Raw genomic sequence first — 26,319 nt, forward strand, 5'->3', positions numbered from 1 at the left:
CCGGCACGGTTCCCCCAGGCGCCCAGGTCTCCCCGCCCGCCCCGCCCGCCCCGGTTTCCCCGGTCTCCGCGGAGAACGGGCGCAGGGCCTCCGCCGCGGCCGTGTCGATCTGGGTGCCGTCGATGGCGGGCCGGGCGGTGGCCGCCGCGTACTCGGCGGCGTGCAGGCCCGCCCGGCGGCCGAACACCAGCAGATCGGAGAGCGAGTTGCCGCCGAGCCGGTTGGAGCCGTGCATCCCGCCGGCCACCTCGCCGGCCGCGTACAGGCCCGGCACCCCGCGGGCGGCGGCCGTCTCGGACTCGACCGCGATGCCGCCCATCACGTAGTGGCAGGTGGGCCCGACCTCCATCGCCTCCGCGGTGATGTCCACGTCGGCCAGCTCCTTGAACTGGTGGTACATGGACGGCAGCCGGCGTTTGATGACCTCCGCGGGCATCCGCGTCGACACGTCGAGGAAGACGCCGCCGTGCGGGGAGCCGCGGCCCGCCTTGACCTCGGAGTTGATGGCGCGGGCGACCTCGTCGCGGGGGAGCAGTTCGGGAGGGCGCCGGTTGTTGTCCGGGTCCTCGTACCAGCGGTCGCCCTCCTCCTCGGACTCGGCGTACTTGTCCTTGAAGACGTCCGGGACGTAGTCGAACATGAACCGCTTGCCCTCGGAGTTTCTGAGCACCCCGCCGTCGCCGCGCACCGACTCGGTGACGAGGATGCCCTTCACCGACGGCGGCCAGACCATGCCCGTCGGATGGAACTGCACGAACTCCATGTTCAGCAGGGGCGCGCCCGCCAGCAGGGCCAGTGCGTGACCGTCCCCCGTGTACTCCCACGAGTTCGACGTCACCTTGAAGGACTTGCCGATCCCGCCGGTCGCGATCACCACGGCGGGCGCCTCCAGCACGAAGAAGCGGCCGGACTCGCGGGCGTAGCCGAAGACCCCGCCGACCCGGCCGCCCGTGGCGGAGCCGCTGTCGGACGAGGTGTCCTGGAGGACGCGGGTGACCGTGCACTCCTGGTAGACCTTCAGCCGGGACTCGTAGTCGCCGGTCTCCTTGAAGTCCTCCTGCTGCAACGACACGATCTTCTGCTGGAGGGTGCGGATCAGCTCCAGGCCGGTGCGGTCGCCGACGTGCGCGAGGCGCGGGTACTCGTGGCCGCCGAAGTTGCGCTGCGAGATCCGGCCGTCCCGCGTCCGGTCGAACAGGGCGCCCCAGGTCTCCAGCTCCCACACGCGGTCCGGGGCCTCCTGGGCGTGCAGCTCGGCCATCCGCCACTGGTTGAGGAACTTGCCGCCGCGCAGGGTGTCGCGGAAGTGGACCTGCCAGTTGTCGCCGGAGTTGACGTTGCCCATGGCCGCCGCGATACCGCCCTCGGCCATCACGGTGTGCGCCTTGCCGAACAGCGACTTGCAGATCACGGCCGTACGGGCGCCGCGCTCGCGGGCCTCGATCGCGGCCCGCAGACCGGCGCCGCCGGCCCCGACCACGACGACGTCCCACTGCTGGCGGTCGACCACGGACATCAAAGGGCCCCACTCATCTAGAAGAACCTCGGATCGTCGAAGGCGCCGGACGCGACGAGATAGACGTAGAAGTCGGCGAGCGCCACGCTCACCAGCGACGCCCAGGCGAGCTGCATGTGCCGGGCGTTGAGCTTCCCCGCCCACTGCCACATCCGGTAGCGCACGGGGTGCTTGGAGAAGTGCCTGAGCTTGCCGCCGACGATGTGCCGGCAGGAGTGGCAGGAGATCGTGTACGCCCAGATCAGCACGATGTTGACCAGGAAGACGAGGGTGCCCAGGCCCATGTGGCCCCACGCGTAGTGCTCGTCGCGGAAGGCGAGCACGGTGTCGTAGGTCAGGATCCCGGCGACGACGATCGCGGCGTAGAAGAAGTACCGGTGGATGTTCTGGAGCACCAGCGGGAAGCGGGTCTCGCCCGTGTACTTCTTGTGCGGCTCGGCCACCGCGCAGGCCGGCGGGGACGCCCAGAAGCCCCGGTAGTAGGCCTTGCGGTAGTAGTAGCAGGTCAGCCGGAAGCCGAGCGGGAAGATCAGGATGATGATCGCGGGGGAGATCCCCCACCAGCCGCCGAGGATCTCCCAGTTGGGGCCGCCCCGCATCGGCTCGCACCGCTCCGCCAGGCACGGGGAGTAGAACGGCGAGACGTACGGCGCCGCGTAGTAGTCGGCGTCGGCGAACGCCCGCCAGGTCGAGTAGACGATGAAGGCGAGCAGCCCGGCGGCCGTGACCGCCGGGGCGAGCCACCAGCGGTCGGTCCGCAGGTGCGGTGCGTCGATGGCGGCGCGCGTACCGCTCCGCACGCCGCCTTGCCGGTCACTGACGTCCGACGTCCCCTGTTCGAGTGATGTTCGCATCATCGGCTTGTGGGCCCTCCGGTGATCTCGGCTAGCGTCTGCGGTGCGATTCGCGACGTCTGGCTGCGGGTCGGCTTCGTTGCCCCTGCCCCATCGGAGAGATGGGCCAGGGCCTCTTCGAAGCCGGTTGCCTCACCAGGTGACCCGGATCGTGAGGGACCCCGCCCTCCGGGACTCGGACCGCGTGCAGGACATGCGTCGCCGCCCGGGGGCGAAAGCGGGCGACCAGTGCGCCCAAGACCGTTCGGGGTGTGCCGCCGGAGACGCCTGTCCTGCTCCGGTGCCGAGGAACGGTTCCGTACCAGTGGTCAAGTCCACTCCTTCGAAGTAGCAGTAGAGGGCGGGACCGGTCGCACCTTGAATCAGGGGGCGTGCCGGTCGCGGGCACCCAATCCCTCGTCGTCCGTGTCGATCCACAGCGAGTCGTCGTACGGGGTGTCGGGGATGGTCACGAGATCCGGGCGCTTGGTGGTGGCCGGAGAGGCTGCCGCCGCACGCAGGATCCCGATGCTCTCGCGCAGGTGTTCGGTGTCGGTGCGGACGCGGCGCATGTCCAGCCCGCCGCTGCCCAGCTGCTGCTCCAGACGCCCGACCGACCGGGTCAGGTCGTCGAGGCAGCGCTGTACCGAACTCAGTTCGTCGTGCACGGACATGACGTACCTCGCTTCCGTCGGCCTGGCGGCCGTGGGTGGCAACGGTCATGCGCCTGCGAGTGTTGCGCGTCACACCGGTCGGTGGGAAGGCGTGTGCACCGATTGGCCGAGTCGTGCGCGTGACCTGTACGGGTGACCGAGGGGTGCATGCCGTGGTGCGTTGCGCCGCACGGGTGGGCTTCCCGGCTGTCGTCGCCGTGTCGCCGTCCGCTGCCGAACCCTTTCCTCTTCAGTGGCCGAATAGATGTGATCAGCTCCATATACCGCCAAAAGTGATCATAACGCCCGCGGCTCCCGGAGGTAAGCAGAGATGTCCCACGACGGCCTCGGACCCCGCGCGGTCATGCGCTCGGTCGCCTTCCTCACCGCGGGAGCGCTCGCGGTACCCCTGCTCTCCGCCTGCTCCGCCGAGGACAAGGCCGGCAAGCCGCTGGCCGCCCAGGACATCGCCCCGGCCGCCCGCGCCCAGATCACCGACGGCGGGACCCTGCGCTGGGCCGTGGACGCCGTACCCGAGACCCTCAACACGTTCCAGGCCGACGCCGACGCCACCACCACCCGGATCGCCCAGGCCGTCCTGCCCTCGATGTACCGGCTCGACGCGAGCGGCCGGCCCCGGCTGAACCCCGACTTCCTGGAGTCCGCCAAGGTCGTCGACACCGAGCCCAGACAGGTCGTCCTGTACCGGCTGAACCAGCAGGCGGTGTGGAGCGACGGCCGCGAGATCGGCGCCGCCGACTTCGCCGCCCAGTGGCGTGCCCTGTCCGGCAAGGACAGCGCCTACTGGACCGCCCGCAACGCCGGCTACGACCGCATCGAGAAGATCGAACGGGGCGCCAACGACCTGGAGGTCCGGGTCACCTTCGCCCGCCCCTACGCCGACTGGCAGTCGCTGTTCTCCCCGCTGTACCCGAAGGACGTCATGGGCACGCCCGACGCCTTCAACGACGGGGCCCGGCGCAAGCTCAAGGTCACCGCCGGGCCGTTCAGCCTCAAGCAGGTCGACCGGGAGAAGGACCGGATCCGGCTCACCCGCAACCCGCGCTGGTGGGGCCGGCCCGCCAAGCTCACCGAGATCGTGCTGACCGCCGTACCGCGTGACGAACGGGCCGGGCGGCTCGCCGAGGGCGACCTGGACGTGGCCGAGATCGACCCGGCCGCCGCCAGGAGCATCGACAGCGCCGCGGGCGCCGCCGGACCGCTCTCGGGCCCCGGCGCCGGCCGTACCGCGGCCAAGGCGCTGCGCTCGTGGACCGTCGTCGACGCCGGCGGCTCCGCCGAGGACCGCAATGTGCACGCCCGCGAGAACCTGCGCAGGGCCGTCGCCGCCTGGGAGTGGCGGAAGCGGGAGTTGCGCGGCTACGAGGTGCGCAAGTCACTGGAACCGGCCTACACGCAACTGGCCCTCAACGGCGCCGACGGCCCCCTCGCCGACGAGCGGGTGCGCCGGGCGGTGGCCAGGGCGCTCGACCGCGAGGAACTGGCGAAGGTCGTACTGAAGCCGCTCGGCCTGCCCGCCGTGCCGGTCGGCAGCCACCTGGCGCTCTCCGGGCAGGAGGCGTACGCCGACAACAGCGGCGCGCTCGGCGGCCAGGACACCGAGGAGGCGCAGGCGCTGCTCGCGGACGCGGGCTGGGTGCCCGGCGGCCCGGTGAAGAAGGGCGAGAAGGGCGAGAAGGCCGCCGGATCCGAGGGCAAGAAGTCCGACGGCGGAGAGTCCGACGGCGAGAAGAAGACCGGTGACGGCGAGAAGAAGGCCGACCGCGACGACAAGTCCGAGGGCGGTGACAAGTCCGAGGGCGGCGACGACGGCACGTACATCGTCGGCCAGGACGGCAAGGCGCCCGCGGACCACGGCCGCGACCACGAGACTCACGGCAGGCAGCTCGCCCAGGACGGCAAGCAGTACCTCAACCGGCAGGGCGCTCCCGGCGCCTACGCCCCCCGTGGCACCGCCGCCCCGGCCGGCGCCGCGCGCGAGGCGCTGGCCAAGGACGGCAAGGCGCTCACCCTGCGGTTCGTGCTGCCGGCCGGTCCCGGCTCGGAGTCCCTGCGCCTGGTGGCCGGGCGGATCACGCGGATGCTGGACAAGGTCGGGATCCGCACCGAGACCACCAAGGTCTCCGACGAGAGCTACTTCAAGGACCACATCGCCTCCGGCGAGTACGACCTGGCCCTCTACTCCTGGCCCGCCTCCGCCTTCCCGGCCACCGACGCCCGGCCGATCTACGCCAAGCCCGTCCCGGGTGCCGACGGCTCGCTGAGCGTCGAGCAGAACTACACGAGGGTCGGCACCGATCAGGTCGACCAGCTGTTCGATCAGGCGGTCTCGACCCTGGACAAGGAGGAGGGCCGGTCCCTGATCCGCAAGGCCGACGCCCGTATCTGGGCCGCTGCCGGATCGATTCCTCTCTACCAGCGCCCCCAGCTCACGGCCGTCCGGAAGAACCTGGTCAACATCGGTGCCTTCGGTTTCCAGACCCCCGTCTACGAGGACATGGGCTTCCTGGAGAAGGGCGCGAAGGTCTCCGCGAGCCCCTCGCAGAAGTGAGCCGCGGGTGATCGTCGGATGAACCCTGTGGCCCTGCGGAGGCCGTCCCCCGCCGGGCCACGTACGATGGGGTAAGGCCGTGGCGTGTCAAGCCCGGCAGGGCCCGCGTAACACAGACGTACGCAGCAGGGCCGCCCTCACACTCCGGGAGATCGCCGCTTTATGGCCACGCGCCACGATATTCGCAACGTAGCCATCGTCGCCCACGTCGACCACGGCAAGACCACCCTGGTCGATGCCATGCTCAAGCAGGCCGGCGCCTTCGCCGCGCATGCCGCCGAGTCGCTCGACGACCGCATGATGGACTCGAACGACCTGGAGCGTGAGAAGGGCATCACGATCCTGGCCAAGAACACGGCCGTCAAGTACCACCCCAAGGATGGCGGCGACGTCATCACCATCAACATCATCGACACCCCCGGTCACGCCGACTTCGGCGGCGAGGTCGAGCGTGGTCTGTCGATGGTCGACGCCGTCGTGCTGCTGGTCGACGCCTCCGAGGGCCCGCTGCCGCAGACCCGCTTCGTGCTGCGCAAGGCACTCCAGGCCCGCCTGCCCGTCATCCTGTGCATCAACAAGACGGACCGGCCCGACTCGCGCATCGACGAGGTCGTCAACGAGGCCTACGACCTCTTCCTCGACCTCGACGCCGACGAGGACCAGATCGAGTTCCCGATCGTCTACGCCTGCGCGCGTGACGGCGTCGCCTCGCTGACCAAGCCGGAGAACGGCACGGTCCCGCAGGACAGCGACAGCCTGGAGCCGTTCTTCTCCACGATCCTCTCGCACGTCCCGGCTCCGGAGTACGACACAGAGGCCCCGCTCCAGGCGCACGTCACCAACCTGGACGCCGACAACTTCCTCGGCCGTATCGCGCTGCTGCGCGTCGAGCAGGGCGAGCTGCGCAAGGGCCAGACCGTCACGTGGATCAAGCGCGACGGCACGATGTCCAACGTACGCATCACCGAGCTGCTGATGACCGAGGCGCTCACCCGCAAGCCCGCCGAGATGGCAGGACCGGGTGACATCTGCGCCGTCGCCGGTATCCCGGAGATCATGATCGGTGAGACCCTCGCCGACCCCGAGAACCCGATCGCGCTGCCGCTCATCACGGTCGACGAGCCGGCGATCTCGATGACCATCGGCACGAACACCTCCCCGATGGTCGGCCGCGGCGCCACCGGCAAGGGCGCGGACAACAAGGCCGCGGTCAAGGACCGCAAGGTCACCGCCCGTCAGGTCAAGGACCGCCTCGACCGCGAGCTGATCGGTAACGTCAGCCTCCGCGTCCTGGACACCGAGCGTCCCGACGCCTGGGAGGTGCAGGGCCGCGGTGAGCTGGCGCTGGCCATCCTGGTCGAGCAGATGCGCCGCGAGGGCTTCGAGCTGACCATCGGCAAGCCGCAGGTCGTCACCAAGCTCGTCGACGGCAAGGTCTACGAGCCGGTCGAGCGCATGACGATCGACGTGCCCGAGGAGCACATGGGCCCGGTCACGCAGCTCATGGGCGTCCGCAAGGGCCGGATGGACAACATGTCCAACCACGGCTCCGGTTGGGTCCGCATGGAGTTCGTGGTCCCCTCCCGTGGCCTCATCGGCTTCCGTACCGAGTTCCTCACCGGGACGCGCGGCACGGGCATCGCCCACTCCATCCACGAGGGCCACGAGCCGTGGTTCGGCACGCTGACGACCCGTAACAACGGCTCGCTGGTCGCCGACCGCGCCGGTGCCGTCACCGCGTTCGCGATGACGAACCTTCAGGAGCGCGGCGTGCTGTTCACCGACCCCGGCACCGAGGTGTACGAGGGCATGATCGTCGGCGAGAACTCGCGCGCCGACGACATGGACGTGAACATCACCAAGGAGAAGAAGCTCACGAACATGCGGTCCGCCTCGGCCGACTCCTTCGAGGCGATCGTCCCGCCGCGCAAGCTGTCGCTGGAGCAGTCGCTGGAGTTCTGCCGCGACGACGAGTGCGTCGAGGTGACCCCGGAGGCGGTTCGCATCCGCAAGGTCGTCCTCGACCAGCGCGAGCGGGCCCGCTCCGCGAGCCGCGCGAAGCACGGCTGACGTTCCCTCACCGAAGTCCCGGTCCTCCTGAGCGCAGGGCCGGGACTTCGGCGCGCCCGCGGCCGGCTCTCCGCGGTTCCTCTCGGGCACGCTGTGAGCGCGCTGTCCGAGTCACAGGAGTTGCCGTCCGTTTATCGGTTATCCGGCCAACGCGTTTCGGACATGTAAACGAAAAATAGTCGCCGTATGCCCGAAATGACTGTTTACGATCTCACCTGTCAAGCGCGCGCAGGTGTCAATCTTTGCAATTTTTGCTCAAAATATGGACCGTAGGGAGATCCCTATGTCTTCCGGCCTTGACGCGCGTTGACTTATTTGGCGAAAGTTCCCCCAAACCACAGAACCCGCCGGTATCTGTGCTGCGCTCAACTCTCCAACCCCCCGGGGGAAGTACACACATGACCAGTCCAGCCAAGGCTGAAGGCTCCGGGCCCTCGATCGCCTTGGATCCCGAGCTCGACAAGAACACCGAGCCCGCCGAGGTGGCGAAGAAGCTTGAGGGTCGCTCCCCCGGGCAGTTGATGTGGCAGCGCTTCAAGCGTGACCGTACCGGTGTCATCTGCGCGTGCGTAGTGATTTTCTACTTCGTCATCTCGCTGGCGGCTCCGCTGCTCACCAAGCTCAGCGGGACGAACCCCTACACGCTGTACGGCCAGGACCCCACGTACGCGGACACCCCCGTCCTCGACGAATTCGGGCTGCCGCTCGGCTACTTCGGCGGAATGTCGGGAACCCACTGGTTCGGTGTCGAGCCGCAGTACGGCCGTGACCTGTTCGCCATGCTGATGTACGGCATGCGGACCTCGCTGTTCATGGCGCTGGGCGTGACCATCCTGCTCATGGTCACCGGTATCGTCATCGGTCTGGTCGGCGGCTACTTCGGTGGTCGCACCGACTACTGGATCGGACGGGTCACGGACTTCTTCCTGTCCTTCCCGTCGCAGTTGTTCTTCATCGCGTTCATGCCGGTGGTCACCGCCTTCTTCGTCGACCCGCAGGAAGAAACCCCCACATACTTCCGCGCGTTGGCGATCCTGATCGTGCTGTGGGTGCTGGGCTGGATGGGCATGTCGCGACTGGTGCGTTCCACGGTGCTGTCCCTGCGTGAGCGGGAGTTCGTGGAGGCCGCGAAGGTCTCGGGCGCCTCGCCGTGGCGGATCATCCGCAAGGAGATCCTGCCGAACGTGGTCTCGCCGATCCTGGTGCAGTTCACGTACCAGCTGCCCAGCACGATTCTCACGATCGCGTTCCTCTCCTTCGCCGGTGTCGGGTTCGTCGAGCCGACCCCGGACTGGGGGCGGCTGTTCGCCGCCGCCGCCGGTTACGCCAAGCAGGATCCGGCGTTCATGTTCTTCCCGGGCACGGCACTGGTGATCTTCGTCCTGTGCTTCAACCTCCTCGGAGACTCCGTTCGGGATGCGTTCGACCCCAAGTCCGGACGCTGATCGTCCATTGGTGGGGGGTGACTGCCGCCCCCGCGTCGGCCTACCAGCCGCGTCAGGCAGTACTCATGGATAACAACCGACAGGTAGGTGCTTTCACCACATGAAGTCGTTCAACTCGCGCAGAGCGCGGGCCATCATGGTCGTCATCGCGACCGGCTCCCTCGTGCTCACCGGCTGCTCCGAGAACAAGGGCAGCAGCAGTGGCAAGGACTCGAAGAAGGACCAGGCCGAGGCCGCCGTCCAGTCGAAGCCGGTCACGTACGGCGACGCAGCCGCGTCCACGGGTCCCGCCGAGGAGGTGCCCGGCGCCAAGCCCGGCGGCACCATCGAGGTCTACCAGGAGGCGGGCCTCTCGCACCTGGACCCGGGCCAGATCTACGTCTCCGACGGTGGCCAGGTCGCCAACCTGCTCTTCCGCGGTCTGACCAACTTCGAGGAGGACGGCAAGGGCGGCACCGCGGTCGTCGGTGACCTCGCGACCGACTCGGGCAAGTCCTCGGACGGTGGCAAGACCTGGACGTACACGCTGAAGGACGGCGTGAAGGACCAGAACGGCAACGTGATCACGTCCGCCGACATCCGTCACACCGTCGAGCGCCAGTACGCCGAGTTCATCTTCGACGGCCCGACCTACCTGCAGACCTGGCTGAGCGGTCCGAAGTACCGCACGGCGCTGCCGGACGGCGGCTTCGGCGACAAGCACCTGCCGGCCACCGTCCTGGACACCCCGGACGCGAAGACCGTCGTCTTCCACTTCGACTCGCCGCGTCCCGACCTGCCGCAGACGCTGGCCATGCCGGGTTACGGCGTCGTGCCGGAGAAGACCGACACGAAGGCGAAGTACGACACGGCCCCCGTCTCCACCGGCCCGTACAAGATCGCGGAGTACAAGGCCGGCAAGAGCATGAAGCTGGTCAAGAACACGAACTGGGACCCGAAGACCGACTCGGTCCGTCACCAGTACGTCGACGGCTTCAACTTCGACTTCGGTGTCACCGAGTCGACCCAGACGAGCCGTCTGATCGCCGACCAGGGTGCTTCCAAGAACGCGATCCAGCTCACCGGCTCCGTCGAGTCCACCCAGATCCAGGACGTCGTCGGCAACGCCGCCGTCAACAAGCGCACGATCAAGGGCTACCAGCCCTACGTCATGGCGCTGAACTTCAACCTGGACCGGGTCAAGAACAAGGCGGTCCGCGAGGCCGTCGCCTACGGCGTGAACTCGAAGTCGCTCATCGCCGGTGAAGGTGGTGCGTACGGCGGTGACGTCGCCCCGAACCTGTTCGCCCCGACGCTGCCGGGCTACGAGCCCACCTACGACCCCTACGGCCGTCTGAAGACGCCTCAGGGCAACATCGCGAAGGCCAAGGAAATCCTCAAGGACGTTCCGGCTGCCGAGAAGAAGCTCGTCTTCGCGTACGCCAACAGCGAGGCCGGCCAGAAGCGCAAGGTCGCCATCGTCGACGCGCTGAGCAAGATCGGCATCGAGGTCGTCGCCAAGGAGGTCGACGCCGCGAGCTACAGCGAGCAGGTCGGCAAGCTCAAGAACCCGTACGACATGTACATCAACGGCTGGGGCCAGGACTGGCCGTCGCCGGGCACGGTCGTCACGCCGATCTACGACGGTGACCAGGTTGCCGACGGTTCGCCGAACTACTCGCACATGAACGACCCCGAGGTCCAGAAGCTCATCAAGAAGGCTCTGACCCAGGAGCCGACCGAGGCTGCGGCGACCTGGCGGGAGGCCCACCACTACATCCTGGAGAAGGTGCTCCCGGGTGCCCCGCTCTGGTACACCAAGCAGCTCCAGCTCTACGGTTCGAACATCGGTGGCGCCCGCTACAGCGCCGAGTCCAGCTACATCGACGTGACCCGACTGTTCCTGAAGTCGTAACTCTGTACGGCTGATCGCGGGGGTGCGCACCAGGCGGAGCGCACCCCCGCGGTTCCGTGAACCCGCCCCACACCGTCTCCGCAGAGAGCAGCCCTCCCGCCATGTTTCAGTTCATCATCCGGCGCACGGTCGGTGCCGCCGTCACCCTGTTCCTGATCGGTGCGGTCACGTTCTTCCTGTTCGTCGCCGCGCCGTCCGACTACGCCTCACTGGCCTGTGGCAAGGACTGCTCGCCCACGAGACTCGAGGAAATCCGAACGGCACTCGGCCTCAACCTGCCGCTGCACACACAGTTCTGGGACTTCATGTCCGGCATCGTGGTGGGCCGTGACTTCCCCACCGGTCACTGCCCCGCCCCCTGCCTCGGTCAGTCGTTCTACTCGGGCGAGTTCGTCTGGGACACGATCATGGACCGCTTCCCGCTGACCCTTTCGCTGACGGTGGGCGCGCTGATCGTCTTCCTGTTCGTGGGCATCGGCGCCGGCATGCTCGCCGCCTTCAAGCGTGGCTCCATGGTCGACAAGGTCGCCACGGGTGGGTCCATGGTGCTCAGCTCGTTCCAGATCTACTTCCTCGGCCCGATCGCGCTGACCGTCCTGGTCTACCAGACCGGCTGGATGGAAGACCCGAAGTACGTGCCGTTCACGCAGGACCCGTTGGGCTGGCTCGTCGGACTGTCCATCCCGATGGTCGTGATGGCCACCATCTTCACCGCGCAGTACACGCGTATGGCGCGCGCATCGATGATCGAGCAGCTCGCGGAGGAACACGTCCGCACCGCCCGCGCCAAGGGCATGTCACAGAAGTACGTCTTCTTCCGCTACGCCTGGCGCGGCTCGCTCATCCCGATCGTCACCGTGCTCGGCATCGACATCAGCGCCCTGCTCGGCGGCGGTGTCGTCACGGAACTGACCTTCTCCCTCCAGGGGATCGGCCGCCTCGCCGTGAACGGCGCGGTTACCAAGGACCTCCCGCTGACGATGGGCGTCATGCTGTTCGGGGCCTTCTTCATCCTGATCCTGAACATTCTCGTCGACATCGCGTACGCCTACATCGACCCGCGCGTCCGGCTCTCCTAGGAAGAACGAACCACCGTGACCACACTGACCAAGCCCGAGGGTGCACCGGCCCCGACCGGTCCGGACAGCTTCCTCTCGGTCCGCGACCTGAAGGTGCAGTTCTCCACTGAGGACGGCCTCGTCAAGGCGGTCGACGGGCTCTCCTTCGACGTCGAGCGCGGCAAGACCCTGGGCATCGTGGGGGAGTCCGGATCGGGCAAGTCCGTCACGAACCTGACGATCCTCGGTCTGCACAACGCGCGGACCAGTACCGTCGACGGCGAGATCGTCCTCGACGGCAAGGAACTCGTCACCGCCACGGAGAAGGAGCTGGAGCAGCTCCGCGGCAACAAGATGGCGATGATCTTCCAGGACCCGCTGACCGCGCTCTCCCCGTACTACACGGTGGGCCGCCAGCTGTCCGAGCCCTACATGAAGCACCGGGGCGCCTCCAAGAAGGAGGCGAAGGACCGGGCGGTCCAGATGCTGGAGAAGGTCGGCATCCCGCAGCCCAAGACCCGCTTCGACGACTACCCGCACCAGTTCTCCGGCGGTATGCGCCAGCGCGCGATGATCGCCATGGCGCTGATGTGCGACCCCGACCTGCTGATCGCCGACGAGCCCACCACCGCGCTGGATGTGACGGTGCAGGCCCAGATCCTGGACCTGCTCAAGGACCTCCAGCAGGAGTTCGGCTCCGCGATCATCTTCATCACGCACGACCTCGGCGTCATCTCGAACATGGCCGACGACCTGCTGGTGATGTACGCGGGCCGGGCCGTGGAGCGCGGCTCCGTCAAGGAGGTGCTGCGCACGCCGAAGCACCCCTACACCTGGGGCCTGCTCAGCTCGATGCCGCGCCTGGACGGGGACATCCACCAGGCCCTGGACCCGATCCCGGGCAGCCCGCCGTCCCTGCTCAACCCGCCCTCCGGCTGCCCCTTCCACCCGCGCTGCGCCTTCAAGGACCAGGTCGCGGGAGACCTCTGCTCGCAGGAACGGCCGCCGCTGGCCGCAGGGCGCGCCGCTGCCTGTCATCTGACGGCCGAGCAGAAGCAGACCATCTTCATCGACAAGATCCAGCCCCGGCTGCGCTAGGGAGCACCGAGACATGAGCGACAACCTCACCCTCCCCACACAGCAGGGATCGACCGACACCCCGTCCGCCGAGCCGCTGCTGAAGGTCGAGGGCCTGACCAAGCACTTCCCGATCTACGGCGGCTTCCCGATCAAACGGAAGGTCGGTGCGGTCCAGGCCGTCGACGGCGTCGACCTGACTGTCGGCGTCGGCGAGAGCGTCGGCCTGGTCGGCGAATCGGGCTGTGGCAAGTCCACCACCGGCCGGCTCATCACCCGTCTGCTGGAGCCCACCGCAGGAAAGATCACCTACTCGGGGCAGGACATCACCCACGCCTCGCGCCGCCAGCTCGCACCGGTGCGCTCCGAGATCCAGATGATCTTCCAGGACCCGTACTCCTCGCTGAACCCGCGGCAAACCGTCGGCACGATCATCAAGTCGCCGATGGAGGTCAACGGGATCAACCCGGCGGGCGGCCGGGAGGCCAGGGTCCGCGAGCTGCTGGAGCTGGTCGGCCTCAACCCTGAGCACTACAACCGGTTCCCGCACGAGTTCTCCGGCGGCCAGCGTCAGCGCATCGGCGTGGCCCGCGCGCTGGCTCTGGAGCCGAAGCTGATCGTGGCGGACGAGCCGGTCTCCGCGCTGGACGTGTCGATCCAGGCGCAGGTCGTCAACATGCTCCAGAAGGTGCAGCGGGAACTCGGCATCGCGTTCCTGTTCATCGCACACGATCTGGCCATCGTCCGGCACTTCTCGCAGCGGGTCGCGGTGATGTACCTCGGCAAGATCGTCGAGGTCGGCGACCGTGAGTCGATCTACAACGGCCCCCGGCACCCGTACACCCATGCTCTCCTCTCCGCCGTCCCCGAGGTGGAGATCGCGGAGGAGGGTCCCGCCCGTGAGCGCATCCGGCTCTCCGGTGACGTGCCCTCGCCGATCCACCCGCCGTCCGGCTGCCGCTTCCGCACGCGCTGCTGGAAGGCGCAGGACAAGTGCGCGACGGAGGAGCCCCCGCTCGTCCAGATCTCCGGCAACCGCCCCGGCCACCTGACGGCCTGCCACTTCCCGGAGGACCCCACCACGGAGCCCCGCGACGAGGACGTCATCCTCGACCCGGCTCTCAGGGCGCTGGAGGAATCGGCCACCAAGGAGTAGTCCGCCGCGCGCGTGGAGACGCAGACAGGGGGCGGGAGCCTGTGCTCCCGCCCCCGATGCGTGCCCGATGGGCCCACGGATCCTGGGACCGCTCGCCGGCGGCCTCGCGGCTGGTGGCCCACGAAGATTCACTTCGCTGTGGCGGGCGGATCGCGGCTATGCCATCGACTGTCCGTGCTCGGCCCAACAGTTCGACGCTGGCGTCGGCGTAAGCAGGTGCGGCCCGGACCCGGCCCAGGCAGGGCACCGCCGACAACGCTCGACTGGGGACCCCAGCCGAGCGTCTCGCCGAGCTCCTGGTCACGACTGGGTGGCCAGGTGTCCGCAACCCCCGGCTTCCCTCAGGTCAGGCAGGGGTTCAGATGATTGGTGCTGGGTCTTACGCCTTGCCCTTGCAGTACGACGTGGCGTCCCCACCCGGCGTGCCGATTCCCATTATGACCGTACGGCCTTCGGGGATGTCGAAGTCCATGGTCTTCGATGTGCCGGTGCCCAGGGTCCAGTCCCACGACTTCTCGAGACGTGAGCCGTTTGCCCAGTCGAACCTGAAGGTCATTGAGGCCCCGGATTTGTTGTATATGTACAGGGTCTCGTTCTTGCCTCTGAAGGATGCGTATGCATGCTTGCTCGCATCGTTACGCCTCCACAGAGTGCCGACCATGTCGTTGGCGCCAGGGTCGGAGGTGGCAGCTGACACGTCGCAGTCGCCGATCCAGTAGGAGGCCGCGTTTGCCGTTCCCGGCACGGCGAGAACGAGCGTTGCGACGGCTGTGGTCGTCAGCCCCGCAATGCTCGTCAGAGCGGTCTTCTTGGTGATACGCATAGGTCTGTTCTCCAGCTTCTCGCATAAAGCGAATCCAGCGGGACAACAGGGGTCTCACGTCCATTGTGGGACGCGTTCTTTCCCCCTGCACTTCGAAGGCTGTTGCCCTCGCGGCAATGACACTTCCATGATCCGCTTGGCCGGGCAAGGCTGAACTGGATTATTTGAGGGTTGCTTGAGCATCATAGCCTCCAAGAAATTTCTCCTGTTGCCATGAACAGCCGAGTCCCGGCGGGTTCGCAACGCTCGAACCCGCTGTTGATCGAGCTGTGTGGATTTGGTGAAGGCCGAGATGGAGACATCGGCGGGCGCCGTGAGGTGGGCGGCGCCGGATAGCAGTCGTGGTCGCGGCTGTTCGTCCTCCGGCAGGTACCAATCCGATTCTGAATCCGCCCGACGGGGCGGGCTGGCGCGGGTGGATATATGCGGATGGCGGTGGCGTCGCTGCGGTATGCGAATTCATCGGTCCGGGAGGGTTGTGGACGCAATTGATGGGGGCCAACAAATAGGCGCCGATAGCGGACTGGGTGGGAAGATCCCCTCGGTCGGATGGCCGCAGAGCGTACGGCGACCGCGGTTTTCGGTTTCCCGTCAAGCGCATACCGGTATCACCTTCGAGTTAAATCCCGTGTATGTCACATAATTTTCCGGAGGGTTGACTCCCTGCCGTGGCGGTGAGCCGGATTGCCGGAACGGCCACGCCGTAGCACCCGCTTCGTCCCCGCAGTGGCAGGCCGATCGCTCTGTCCGGGCGTTGATCTGGTGGAGACCGTGGCGTGCGCATCAGGGCGGCGCGCACACCCGGACGGGTGGCGCGCGTGTGCGCCATGCACCTTTTGCCTTGATATTGGCCGATAAAGGATCAGTACGTCGATACGGACGTCGACACCGACGGCACAGCGCTCAGGTGAAGCGCGGTCAAGAGGAGGCATCCATGCGTGGAGCCACGCACGCCAAGTGGGCCGCATGCGCTGCGGCCGTAGCCCTCGTGGCGACGGCCTGTGGGGGCGGGGGCGACAGCGGGGGCGACAGCGGCGCGGTGCTCAGCTCCTCGTGGGGCGACCCGCAGAACCCGCTGGAGCCGGCCAACACCAACGAGGTGCAGGGCGGCAAGGTCCTCGACATGATCTTCCGGAGCCTGAAGAAGTACAACCCGGAGACGGGCGAGGCCGAGGACATGCTTGCCGAGAAGATCGAGACCTCGGACTCGCAGAACTTCACCATCACCGTCAAGGACGGCTGGACCTTCAGCAACGGCGAGAAGGTCACCGCCAAGTCCTTCGTCGACGCCTGGAACTACGGCGCCAGCCTCAAGAACAACCAGAAGAACGCGTACTTCTTCGGGTACATCGAGGGCTACGACAAGACGCACCCCGAGGACGGCAGCGCGCAGACCGCCGACACCCTCTCCGGGCTGAAGGTCGTCGACGACAAGACGTTCACGGTCAAGCTCAGCCAGAAGTTCTCGACCTTCCCCGACACCCTCGGCTACCCCGCCTACGCCCCGCTGCCCCAGGCCTTCTTCACCGATCACGCGGGCTGGCTGTCCAAGCCGGTCGGCAACGGCCCCTACGCCATCGACTCCTACGCCAAGGGCTCCCAGATGAGCCTGCGCAAGTGGGAGGAGTACCCCGGCGACGACGCTGCGGAGAACGGCGGCGTGGACCTGAAGGTCTACACCGACAACAACACCGCCTACACCGACCTGCTGGCCGGCAACCTCGACCTGGTCGACGACGTGCCGGCGGCCCAGCTCAAGAACGTCAAGAACGACCTCGGGGACCGCTACCTCAACACCCCCGCCGGCATCATCCAGACCCTCGCCTTCCCGTTCTACGACGAGAACTGGAACAAGAGCGGCTCCGACAAGGTCCGCACCGGCCTGTCCCGCGCCATCAACCGCGAGCAGATCACCGAGACGATCTTCCAGAAGACCCGCACCCCCGCCACCGACTGGACCTCCCCGGTGCTCGGCGAGGACGGCGGCTTCAAGGAAGGCCTGTGCGGGGACGCCTGCGACTACGACCCGGCCGAGGCCAAGAAGCTCATCCAGGAGGGCGGCGGCCTCCCCGGCGGCCAGGTCAAGATCACGTACAACGCGGACACCGGGTCCCACAAGCAGTGGGTCGACGCCGTCTGCAACTCCATCAACAACGCCCTGGACAACGACAAGGCCTGCGTCGGCAATCCGGTCGGCACCTTCGCCGACTTCCGCGGCCAGATCACCGACCGGAAGATGAGCGGCCCGTTCCGGGCGGGGTGGCAGATGGACTACCCCCTCATCCAGAACTTCCTCCAGCCGCTCTACTACACCAACGCCTCCTCCAACGACGGCAAGTGGTCCAACAAGGAGTTCGACGACCTCGTCGACAAGGCCAACGCCGAGAGCGACACCGCCAAGGCCGTCGAAACGTTCCAGCAGGCCGAGGAGGTGCTGCGGGACAACATGGGAGCCATCCCGCTCTGGTACCAGAACGGCAGCGCCGGCTACTCGGACCGCCTCTCGAACGTCAAGCTCAACCCGTTCTCCGTCCCCGTCTACAACGAGATCAAGGTCAGCTGATCCGCGATGGGGCGGTATGTGATCCGGCGTCTCCTCCAGATGATCCCGGTGTTCATCGGAGCCACGCTGCTGATCTTCCTCATGGTCAACGTGATGGGTGACCCCATCGCCGGTCTCTGCGGCGACCGGCAGTGCGACCCCGCCACCGCCGCCCAGCTGGAGAAGGAGTTCGGCCTCGACAAGCCGGTCTGGCAGCAGTACCTGACCTACATGGGGAACGTCTTCACCGGTGACTTCGGGACGGCGTTCAACGGCCAGCCGGTCACCGAACTGATGGCGTCGGCGTTCCCGGTCACCATCCGGCTGACGATCGTCGCGATCATCTTCGAGATCGTCATCGGCATCACCCTCGGAGTCATCACCGGCCTGCGCCGCGGCAGCCCCGTCGACAGCGGCGTCCTGCTGGTCACCCTCGTGGTGATCTCCGTCCCCACCTTCGTCACCGGCCTGCTGCTCCAACTGCTGCTCGGCGTCCAGTGGGGCTGGATCAAACCCTCCGTGTCCTCGGACGCCACCTTCGGCGAGCTGATCGTGCCCGGCCTGGTCCTGGCGAGCGTCTCACTGGCCTACGTCACCCGCCTGACGCGCACGTCCATCGCGGAGAACAAACGGTCCGACTACGTCCGTACGGCCATCGCCAAGGGCCTGCCGAGGCGCCGCGTCGTCACCCGCCATCTGCTGCGCAACTCGCTCATCCCGGTCGTCACCTTCATCGGCACCGACATCGGCGCCCTGATGGGCGGCGCGATCGTCACCGAGCGCATCTTCAACATCCACGGCGTCGGCTTCCAGCTCTACCAGGGCATCCTCCGCCAGAACACCCAGACCGTCGTCGGCTTCGTGACCGTCCTGGTCCTGGTCTTCCTGGTGGCCAACCTGCTGGTCGACCTCCTGTACGCCGTACTCGACCCGAGGATCCGCTATGCCTGAACCGATGCCGCCGGAGCCGTACCCCTCCGGCGGGAGCCGCGTCCCGGAGGACGGCGCCATCGCCGCGACGGGCATGGGAGGCGCGATGGACCTCGCCACCTCCGAGGGCGAGACCCTGGAGGAGCCCCCGGTCGGCCCGGACGGCACCGGCAGGCCGGAGAGGGCCCGTTCCCTCTGGTCGGACGCCTGGCGCGACCTGCGCCGCAACCCGGTCTTCATCATCTCCGGCCTGGTCATCCTCTTCCTGGTGTTCGTCTCCCTGTGGCCCTCGGCGATCGCCTCCGGCTCCCCCCTCAAGTGCGACCTCGCCAAGGCCCAGGAAGGCTCCCAGCCGGGCGCCCCGTTCGGCTACGACGGCCAGGGCTGCAACGTGTACACCCGCACCGTCTACGGCGCCCGTACGTCCGTCACGGTCGGCGTCCTGGCCACGCTCGGCGTCGCCCTGTTCGGCAGCGTCCTCGGCGGGCTCGCCGGATTCTTCGGCGGGGTGTGGGACTCGGTCCTGTCCCGGATCACCGACATCTTCTTCGCGATCCCCGTCGTGCTCGGCGGCCTGGTCCTGCTCTCCGTGGTGACCAGCAACACCGTCTGGCCCGTCATCGGGTTCATGGTGCTGCTCGGCTGGCCGCAGATCTCCCGCATCGCCCGCGGCTCGGTCATCACCGCCAAGCAGAACGACTACGTCCAGGCCGCGCGGGCGCTCGGCGCCTCCAACTCCCGCATGCTGCTGCGGCACATCACGCCCAACGCCGTGGCCCCGGTGATCGTCGTGGCGACCATCGCGCTCGGCACGTACATCTCGCTGGAGGCCACTCTGTCCTACCTCGGCGTCGGCCTGAAGCCGCCGACCGTCTCCTGGGGCATCGACATCTCCGCCGCCTCGCCGTACATCCGCAACGCCCCCCACGCGCTGCTGTGGCCCTCCGGCGCCCTGGCGCTCACCGTGCTGGCGTTCATCATGCTCGGCGACGCGGTGCGCGACGCCCTCGACCCGAAGCTGAGGTGACGTGCCGATGCTGCTCGAAGTGCGCGACCTGCACGTGGAGTTCCGCACCCGCGACGGAGTCGCCAAGGCCGTCAACGGCGTCACCTACGGCGTCGACGCAGGCGAGACCCTCGCCGTGCTCGGCGAGTCCGGCTCCGGCAAGTCCGTCACCGCCCAGGCGGTCATGGGCATCCTCGACATCCCGCCCGGCCGGATCACCGGCGGCGAGATCCTCTTCCAGGACAGGGACCTGCTGACGCTCAAGGAGGACGAGCGCCGCAAGATCCGGGGCGCCGAGATGGCGATGATCTTCCAGGACGCGCTGTCCTCCCTCAACCCCGTGCTCACCGTGGGCGACCAGCTCGGCGAGATGTTCGTCGTGCACCGCGGCATGTCGAGGAAGGACGCGCGCGCCAGGGCCGTGGAGCTGATGGACCGGGTCCGCATCCCGGCCGCGAAGGAGCGGGTCCGGCAGTACCCGCACCAGTTCTCCGGCGGTATGCGCCAGCGCATCATGATCGCGATGGCGATGGCCCTGGAACCCAAGCTGATCATCGCCGACGAGCCGACCACCGCCCTCGACGTCACCGTCCAGGCCCAGGTCATGGAGCTGCTCGCGGAGTTGCAGCGCGAACTGCACATGGGCCTCATCCTGATCACCCACGACCTCGGCGTGGTCGCCGACGTCGCCGACCGCATCGCCGTGATGTACGCGGGCCGGATCGTGGAGTCGGCGCCCGTCCACGACATCTACAAGGCGCCCGCACACCCGTACACCCGCGGCCTGCTCGACTCCATCCCGCGCCTGGACCAGAAGGGCCAGGAGCTGTACGCCATCAAGGGCCTGCCGCCCAACCTCATGCACATCCCGCCGGGCTGCGCCTTCCACCCGCGCTGCCCGATGGCCCAGGACGTGTGCCGCACCGACGAGCCACCCCTGTACGAGGTGGACGAGGAGCGGGGCAGCGCCTGCCACTTCTGGAGGGAGTGCCTGCATGGCTAGTACCTCAGCCGCCCCGGCCGCACCGGTCGCCTCCCCGACCGAGCCGATCCTGGAGGTGACCGGGCTCGTCAAGCACTACCCGCTCACCCGAGGCGTCGTGTTCAGGAAGCAGGTCGGTGCGGTCAAGGCCGTCGACGGCGTCGACTTCACTCTCAGCCGCGGCGAGACCCTCGGCATCGTGGGGGAGTCGGGCTGCGGCAAGTCCACGGTCGCCAAGATGCTGGTCAACCTGGAGAAGCCGACGGCCGGGCGGATCCGCTACAAGGGCGAGGACGTCACCAAGCTCTCCGGCCGGGCCCTGCGGGCCGTACGCCGCAACATCCAGATGGTCTTCCAGGACCCGTACACCTCCCTCAACCCCCGTATGACGGTGGGCGACATCATCGGGGAGCCGTACGAGATCCATCCCGAGGTGGCGCCCAAGGGGGACCGGCGCAAGAAGGTCCAGGACCTGCTGGACGTGGTCGGGCTCAACCCCGAGTACATCAACCGCTACCCGCACCAGTTCTCCGGCGGCCAGCGGCAGCGCATCGGCATCGCGCGGGGGCTCGCCCTGCGCCCTGAGGTGATCGTCGCCGACGAACCGGTGTCCGCGCTCGACGTGTCCGTGCAGGCGCAGGTCATCAACCTGATGGCGAACCTCCAGAGCGAGTTCGACCTCTCGTACATCTTCATCGCGCACGACCTGTCGATCGTGCGGCACATCTCCGACCGGGTCGCCGTGATGTACCTCGGCCGGATCGTGGAGACCGGCCGCGACGCCGAGATCTACGAGCACCCCACGCACCCGTACACCCAGGCGCTGCTCTCCGCGGTGCCCGTGCCCGACCCGGAGGCGCGCGAGCACCGGGAGCGGATCATCCTCTCCGGCGACGTGCCGTCCCCGACGAACATCCCGTCCGGCTGCCGCTTCCGCACCCGCTGCTGGAAGGCCCAGGACCGGTGCGCCCTGGAGGTGCCGGCCCTCGCCGTCCCTGCCGAGTTCCGCCACACCGGAGGCCCTGCGGCCCACGACTCGGCCTGCCATTTCGCGGAGGAGAAGCAGGTGGTCCCGCCCGAGGAACCCCGGGAAGATCATGGAAACGAGCGGGCATAGGGGTGCATTTGAGCCGTAATCGCGTTAACACGCAGGCAACTTGGCCGACGCGATTCCGATATACGGACGCGTCAGTCTGAACAGCGTACGGCCGTGCGGGTGCCGTAAACGGGCCGGGAGCGCCATGTCTCCCGGCCCGTTGCCCTTTTTTGCGCCTAAGCCGGCGCCGCTCTCGCGGAGGTGGCTGGTGCTTCGTCGTGGTTCCTCAATTATCGGTTCCGGTGCTCTGTGGAGTGTTGGTGCTCGGGCAGAGCGAGGGCGCGGCGCAGGAAGTCCAGTTGGAGGCGGAGCAGGTTCTCGGCGACCGTTTCCTGGGGGGTCATGTGGGTCACGCCGGCGAGGGGGAGGACCTCGTGCGGGCGGCCGGCGGCGAGCAGGGCCGAGGAGAGCCGCAGGGAGTGGGCGACCACCACGTTGTCGTCCGCCAGGCCGTGGATGATCATCATCGGGCGGGCCGGCTCCGCGGGGTCGACCAGTCCCGCGTCGTCCACCAGTGAGTTCCGCCGGTAGACCTCCGGCTGCTTACCCGGGTCTCCGAGATAGCGCTCCTGGTAGTGCGTGTCGTACAGGCGCAGGTCGGTGACCGGGGCGCCGACCACCGCCGCGTGGAACACGTCCGGGCGGCGCAGCACCGCGAGGGCCGCCAGGTAGCCGCCGAAGGACCAGCCGCGGATCGCGACCCGGCTCAGGTCGAGCGGGAAGTCGGCGGCGAGCGCCTGGAGCGCGTCGACCTGGTCCTGGAGCACGACGGCCGCCAGATCGTCCTTGATCGCCTTCTCCCAGGCCGGCGAGCGCCCCGGTGTGCCCCGTCCGTCGGCGACGACCACCGCGAACCCCTGATCGGCGAACCACTGCGAGGTCAGATGCGCGTTGTGCGCGGCGAGCACGCGGGGCCCGTGCGGGCCGCCGTACGGGTCCAGCAGGACCGGGAGCGAGGTGTCACCGAGGTAGTCCCTAGGCATAAGCACGGCGCACGGGATCCGCCGTGCGCCCCCCTGGGTGAGTTTCACGCGGGGGGAGAGGCCGGGATCCTCCGCATACGACCGGACAGTGGCTGCCGCCTTCCCGTCCCGCAGTACCCGCGCCCGGCTCCCAGGCCGGTCCAGGGACGCCGAGACCAGGACGGTCACGCCCCCGGCCCGTACCGCCGAGTGCACGCCGGGCTCGTCGGACAGGCGCTCCATGCCGAGTTCGTTGACGCGGTAGACGTGCACCTCGCCGATCTCGGGGCTCTCCGCCGACTCGCCGGCCGAGGCCGAGACCAGCACGTCGTCGGCCGTCACGTCCAGCACCGCGCGGACGTGCAACTGCGCTCCGGTCAGCGGACGTTCGCCGACCGCGAGAACCCGGGCACCGCCCTCGTCGGCGATCCGGACCAGCTGTCCCGAGGGGCTCCAGCAGGGCACACCAGGGAAAAGATCGAGCCAAATCGGATCTTCGTCGGCGTGCACCATCCGGGTCGCCCCGGACGCGGTGTCGACGGCCAGGAACAGCTGACTGCGCTGGTCGCGCGCCTGTACGAGCAGCAGCGGGGCACCCGCCGCTGACCAGTGCACTCGCGCCAGATACGGATAGCGCGTCCGGTCCCAGACGACCTCCGTGCGCGCCCCGTCGAGGCCGAACAGGAACAGCCGTACGTCCGCGTTGGGCGTCCCGGCAGCCGGATAGGGGACGTGTTGTGGGTCACGTTCCGGCTGGGACGGATCGGAGATCCACCACCGCCGCACCGGCGTGTCGTCCACCCGCGCCACCAGCAGCCGGTCGGACTCCGGAGCCCACCAGAATCCCCGCGAACGGCCCATTTCCTCCGCCGCGATGAACTCGGCCAATCCATAGGAAACCGACTCCGATTCCGGCTCGGCGAGCACCGTATCGCCCTCGCCCTCGGCGCCCACGACCCGCAGGGCACCCCGCGCGACGTACGCGACGAGCCGCCCGTCGGGCGACGGACGGGGGTCGATCACCGGCCCGGGAACACGGATCCCACGCGCCGTACCGGCCCGCAGCTCCGCCGTGAAAAGCCGCCCCGACAAGGCGAAAGACGCCAGTTCGACGGCCGCGTCGGTGGCGTACCCGACGATCCCCGCGCCGCCCTCCCGGCTGCGCTCGCGGCGCGCCAGCTCCTCGGGCGAGAGGTCCTCCGAGGCGCCGCCGAGGAGGGCACTCGGGTCCGCGGCCAGGCGCTCCCGGCCGTCCGCCGGATCGAGCACCCACAGCGCGTTGCCGCGGTCGTCGCCGGCGGAGGAACGCAAGAACGCCACGCGAGAGCCGTCGGGCGCCACGGTGAACGAACGCGGCGCGCCGAGCGTGAACCGCTGGGTCCGGGCGTGTCGGCGGGGGAAGGAGTCGGACTCGGTCGTCATCCCCCGACCATATTGGCCATGCGCCCCCTTGTGCGGCCGTGCGCCGAGAGATGCGCACGCACTCATAGTTATGATCACTAGCGCTGTGTGGGTATGAACCTGCTGGCTGTTGTACGGATCTACCGGTTCCCTAGCTTTGTCATTCCCTCACGTACCCGGGTTCTTGGAGGTGAGCCGCCGTGGCACTCTCGATTTCGGCGGTGGTGCTGCTGGCGATCATCGTCTTCTTGTTGATCAAGAAGTCTGGACTGAAGGGTGGTCACGCGGTTGTCTGCATCCTGCTCGGCTTCTATCTCGCCTCCTCGACGATCGCTCCCACCATCAGCGACCTGACGACGAGCGTGGCGAGCATGATCGGCAGCATCAAGTTCTGACCGGGCGGCCGAGTTCCGACCGGGCGGCCGAGCCCGCGTCCGTCTTCGCGCCTGCCCCTCGGGCGCAGATGCATGCCTGCCTCGTAGGGTTGACCCATGACGGAACTGCCAGCCCGGCGTCTGCTGCTGGTGCACGCGCACCCCGACGACGAGTCGATCAACAACGGCGCGACCATGGCCAGGTACGCGGCCGAGGGCGTCCAGGTGGCCCTGGTCACCTGCACCCTCGGTGAGCGGGGCGAGGTCATCCCGCCGCAGCTGCGGCACCTCACCGGTGCCGCCCTGGGCGAGTGCCGCCTGCGCGAACTCACCGCCGCCATGGGCGAACTCGGCGTGAAGGACTTCCGGTTGCTCGGCGGGGCCGGACGCTACGCCGACTCCGGGATGATGGGCCTGCCCGACAACGACGACCCCGCCTGCTTCTGGCAGGCCGACGTCGACGACGCCGCCGGATTCCTTGTCGAGGTGATCCTCGCCCTGCGCCCCCAGGTCCTCGTCACCTACGACGGCCACGGCGGCTACGGCCACCCCGACCACATCCAGGCCCACCGCGTCGCCATGCGGGCCGTGGAGCTGGCGGCGGAGGCCGGCTGGAGCGTCCCCAAGGTCTACTGGAACCGCGTCCCGCGTTCCGTCGCCGAGGCCGCCTTCGCCCGGCTCCGGGAGGAGCTGCCCGGCCTGCCCTTCTCCAAGAGCGCCGAGATCGACGACGTACCCGGCGTCGTCGACGACGAGAACATCACCACGGAGATCGACGGCGGCGCGTACGCCGCCGCCAAGGCCGCCGCCATGCGCGCGCACGCCACCCAGATCGAGGTCGCCCCCGGCGAGCGCCACTTCGCGCTCTCCAACGAGCTGGCCCAGCCCCTCTTCACCACCGAGTACTACGAACTCGTCCGCGGACAGCGGCCCCAGCAGCGGGAGACCGACCTGTTCGCCGGCATCGAGGAGGCCGTCTGATGCCGGACCAGGGTTCTCTGCTCGCCCAGCCCCTCCAGCGGCCCCCCGCCGGACGGATCGCCGCCTACCTCGGGCTCCTGCTGCTCGGCGCGCTCACGGCGCTGGCCGGGGCGCTCCTCCAGGCCGGCTGGTTCCCCGGCGGGCTGCTGCTCGCGCTCACGGGCGCCGCCGGGCTGTTCCTCGGCGGGGCCCGGGCCCTCAACAGCCGGGCCGGGGCCGTCGCGCCCGCCGCCGGCTGGATGATCGCCGTCGTCCTGCTCACCGCGGGCCGCCCGGAAGGTGACTTCCTGTTCGGCGCGGGAGGCGGTTCCTACCTCTTCCTGCTCGGCGGCATGGCGCTCGCTGTGATCTGCGCCACCATCGGCTGGGGGCGGCAACCGGTCGGCGACGGGGTCCGACTTGGCAAGTGACGTACCACTTCGCCGTGGCGCGGTCGTGCGAGTCCCGTGATGGTTTCCACGGCGGTCATGGGATACCGGCCAGAAGTGGCCAGTATGGTGGTGCGCGCCGCCGAGCTGCCCGTGAGGTCGTGGCGGGCGGCGGAGCCAACCTGGAGAACCTGCCTTGAGTCGTGAAACTGACAGTCCGTCCTCCGGGCCCAACGGGTCCAACGGGCGCGGCGGAGCCGCATACCCCTCGGGCACGCCGCCCTACGGAACCCCGATGGTGTCCGACGGCGGCCCGGACACGGGCCGTTCGGCCGCACGGCCGGAGGAACGCAAGACCGAGACCACGCTGACGACCCGGATCCGGATCAACATCCCCGGTTCCCGGCCGATCCCGCCGGTCGTCGTGCGCACGCCCGTCACCGACGCGGATTCCGCGGCCGACGGCGGCGGCACGGACGCGCAGGGCACCGGTCCCGCCGGAGCCGCGCCCGCCACGGGAGCCACCGGGCGACCGGGAGCCGACGGCACCGCCGAGGCACCCGGCGACCACGCGACGGCC

The 26,319-nt window shown here is 68.5% G+C and carries 20 protein-coding genes and 1 pseudogene; 16 read left to right on the forward strand and 5 right to left on the reverse strand.

Translation table 11 applies throughout. The annotated features are described in order from the left end of the window. From BZL64_RS08925 to BZL64_RS08935, 3 genes are all read right to left on the reverse strand, one after another. Nucleotides 1-1,516 (reverse strand): fumarate reductase/succinate dehydrogenase flavoprotein subunit (locus tag BZL64_RS08925; protein ID WP_107430240.1); only part of this gene is annotated, 1,516 nt, incomplete at its 3' end. A 17-nt stretch (nt 1,517-1,533) separates the two neighbouring features. Continuing rightward, on the reverse strand, nt 1,534-2,370 hold the full coding sequence (locus BZL64_RS08930; protein WP_086767862.1) for a hypothetical protein: 837 nt from the start codon (nt 2,368-2,370) through the stop codon (nt 1,534-1,536). Between the two features lie 362 nt (nt 2,371-2,732). Next, a complete protein-coding gene (locus BZL64_RS08935) occupies nt 2,733-3,023 on the reverse strand; it encodes a hypothetical protein (protein ID WP_086767829.1) in 291 nt (96 codons plus the stop codon). A 310-nt stretch (nt 3,024-3,333) separates the two neighbouring features. On the opposite strand from BZL64_RS08935, the gene BZL64_RS08940 reads away from it, so the two are divergent. From BZL64_RS08940 to BZL64_RS08970, 7 genes are all read left to right on the forward strand, one after another. Beyond that, on the forward strand, nt 3,334-5,574 hold the full coding sequence (locus BZL64_RS08940; RefSeq protein ID WP_086767832.1) for an ABC transporter family substrate-binding protein: 2,241 nt from the start codon (nt 3,334-3,336) through the stop codon (nt 5,572-5,574). 162 nt (nt 5,575-5,736) lie between these two features. Further along, the gene (typA, locus tag BZL64_RS08945) at nt 5,737-7,644 is read left to right on the forward strand and encodes a translational GTPase TypA (protein ID WP_086767834.1); all 1,908 of its coding nucleotides are present in this window, start codon (nt 5,737-5,739) and stop codon (nt 7,642-7,644) included. A 398-nt stretch (nt 7,645-8,042) separates the two neighbouring features. Then, on the forward strand, nt 8,043-9,089 hold the full coding sequence (locus BZL64_RS08950) for an ABC transporter permease (protein WP_086767836.1): 1,047 nt from the start codon (nt 8,043-8,045) through the stop codon (nt 9,087-9,089). 100 nt (nt 9,090-9,189) lie between these two features. Continuing rightward, nucleotides 9,190-10,983 carry an ABC transporter substrate-binding protein gene (locus tag BZL64_RS08955; protein ID WP_208639397.1) on the forward strand — a complete coding sequence of 598 codons (1,794 nt, stop codon included), beginning with the start codon at nt 9,190-9,192 and terminating at the stop codon, nt 10,981-10,983. A gap of 101 nt (nt 10,984-11,084) precedes the next feature. After that, nucleotides 11,085-12,062, forward strand: a complete 978-nt coding sequence (locus tag BZL64_RS08960; RefSeq protein ID WP_086767838.1) for an ABC transporter permease — start codon at nt 11,085-11,087, stop codon at nt 12,060-12,062. 15 nt (nt 12,063-12,077) lie between these two features. Continuing rightward, nucleotides 12,078-13,139, forward strand: a complete 1,062-nt coding sequence (locus BZL64_RS08965) for an ABC transporter ATP-binding protein (protein ID WP_086767840.1) — start codon at nt 12,078-12,080, stop codon at nt 13,137-13,139. Nucleotides 13,140-13,152: 13 nt separating this feature from the next. Beyond that, on the forward strand, nt 13,153-14,274 hold the full coding sequence (locus BZL64_RS08970) for an ABC transporter ATP-binding protein (protein ID WP_086767842.1): 1,122 nt from the start codon (nt 13,153-13,155) through the stop codon (nt 14,272-14,274). 379 nt (nt 14,275-14,653) lie between these two features. Here BZL64_RS08970 and BZL64_RS08975 read toward each other — a convergent pair whose 3' ends face one another. Then, nucleotides 14,654-15,097 (reverse strand): hypothetical protein, encoded by a 444-nt coding sequence (locus BZL64_RS08975; RefSeq protein ID WP_086767844.1) that lies wholly within the window; start codon nt 15,095-15,097, stop codon nt 14,654-14,656. A gap of 934 nt (nt 15,098-16,031) precedes the next feature. Between BZL64_RS08975 and BZL64_RS08980 the strand changes: the two genes are divergently transcribed. The 5 genes from BZL64_RS08980 to BZL64_RS09000 are packed head-to-tail and all read left to right on the forward strand — an operon-like array spanning nt 16,032 to nt 21,674. Then, nucleotides 16,032-17,660 (forward strand): peptide ABC transporter substrate-binding protein, encoded by a 1,629-nt coding sequence (locus tag BZL64_RS08980; RefSeq protein WP_086767847.1) that lies wholly within the window; start codon nt 16,032-16,034, stop codon nt 17,658-17,660. A gap of 6 nt (nt 17,661-17,666) precedes the next feature. Further along, nucleotides 17,667-18,590: an ABC transporter permease gene (locus BZL64_RS08985; RefSeq protein ID WP_086767850.1), complete on the forward strand. Its 924-nt coding sequence runs from the start codon at nt 17,667-17,669 to the stop codon at nt 18,588-18,590. After that, nucleotides 18,583-19,596 carry an ABC transporter permease gene (locus BZL64_RS08990; RefSeq protein ID WP_086767852.1) on the forward strand — a complete coding sequence of 338 codons (1,014 nt, stop codon included), beginning with the start codon at nt 18,583-18,585 and terminating at the stop codon, nt 19,594-19,596. The genes BZL64_RS08985 and BZL64_RS08990 overlap by 8 nt, the downstream gene beginning before the upstream one ends. A gap of 7 nt (nt 19,597-19,603) precedes the next feature. Beyond that, nucleotides 19,604-20,578, forward strand: a complete 975-nt coding sequence (locus tag BZL64_RS08995) for an ABC transporter ATP-binding protein (RefSeq protein WP_086767866.1) — start codon at nt 19,604-19,606, stop codon at nt 20,576-20,578. Continuing rightward, complete coding sequence (locus tag BZL64_RS09000; RefSeq protein WP_086767854.1) at nt 20,571-21,674, forward strand: ABC transporter ATP-binding protein; 1,104 nt, start codon at nt 20,571-20,573, stop codon at nt 21,672-21,674. The genes BZL64_RS08995 and BZL64_RS09000 overlap by 8 nt, the downstream gene beginning before the upstream one ends. Nucleotides 21,675-21,883: 209 nt before the next feature. On the opposite strand, the gene BZL64_RS09005 is transcribed toward BZL64_RS09000, so the two are convergent. Next, nucleotides 21,884-24,037 carry a S9 family peptidase gene (locus tag BZL64_RS09005; protein WP_086767856.1) on the reverse strand — a complete coding sequence of 718 codons (2,154 nt, stop codon included), beginning with the start codon at nt 24,035-24,037 and terminating at the stop codon, nt 21,884-21,886. A 179-nt stretch (nt 24,038-24,216) separates the two neighbouring features. Here BZL64_RS09005 and BZL64_RS09010 point away from each other — a divergent pair, with 179 nt between their 5' ends. From BZL64_RS09010 to BZL64_RS40545, 4 genes and pseudogenes are all read left to right on the forward strand, one after another. Then, entirely contained in the window at nt 24,217-24,411 is a 195-nt protein-coding gene (locus BZL64_RS09010) for a hypothetical protein (RefSeq protein ID WP_073498771.1), read from the forward strand. A 96-nt stretch (nt 24,412-24,507) separates the two neighbouring features. Continuing rightward, nucleotides 24,508-25,371, forward strand: coding sequence for an N-acetyl-1-D-myo-inositol-2-amino-2-deoxy-alpha-D-glucopyranoside deacetylase (gene mshB, locus BZL64_RS09015; protein ID WP_086767858.1), 864 nt, complete (start codon nt 24,508-24,510; stop codon nt 25,369-25,371). Next, complete coding sequence (locus tag BZL64_RS09020) at nt 25,371-25,781, forward strand: DUF6113 family protein (RefSeq protein WP_086767860.1); 411 nt, start codon at nt 25,371-25,373, stop codon at nt 25,779-25,781. The genes mshB and BZL64_RS09020 overlap by 1 nt, the downstream gene beginning before the upstream one ends. A 154-nt stretch (nt 25,782-25,935) precedes the next feature. Further along, nucleotides 25,936-26,319: pseudogene (locus BZL64_RS40545) on the forward strand (hypothetical protein); the annotation flags it as partial.

Source organism: Streptomyces bobili, assembly GCF_002154575.1.
In the GTDB taxonomy this organism is placed as follows: domain Bacteria; phylum Actinomycetota; class Actinomycetes; order Streptomycetales; family Streptomycetaceae; genus Streptomyces; species Streptomyces bobili.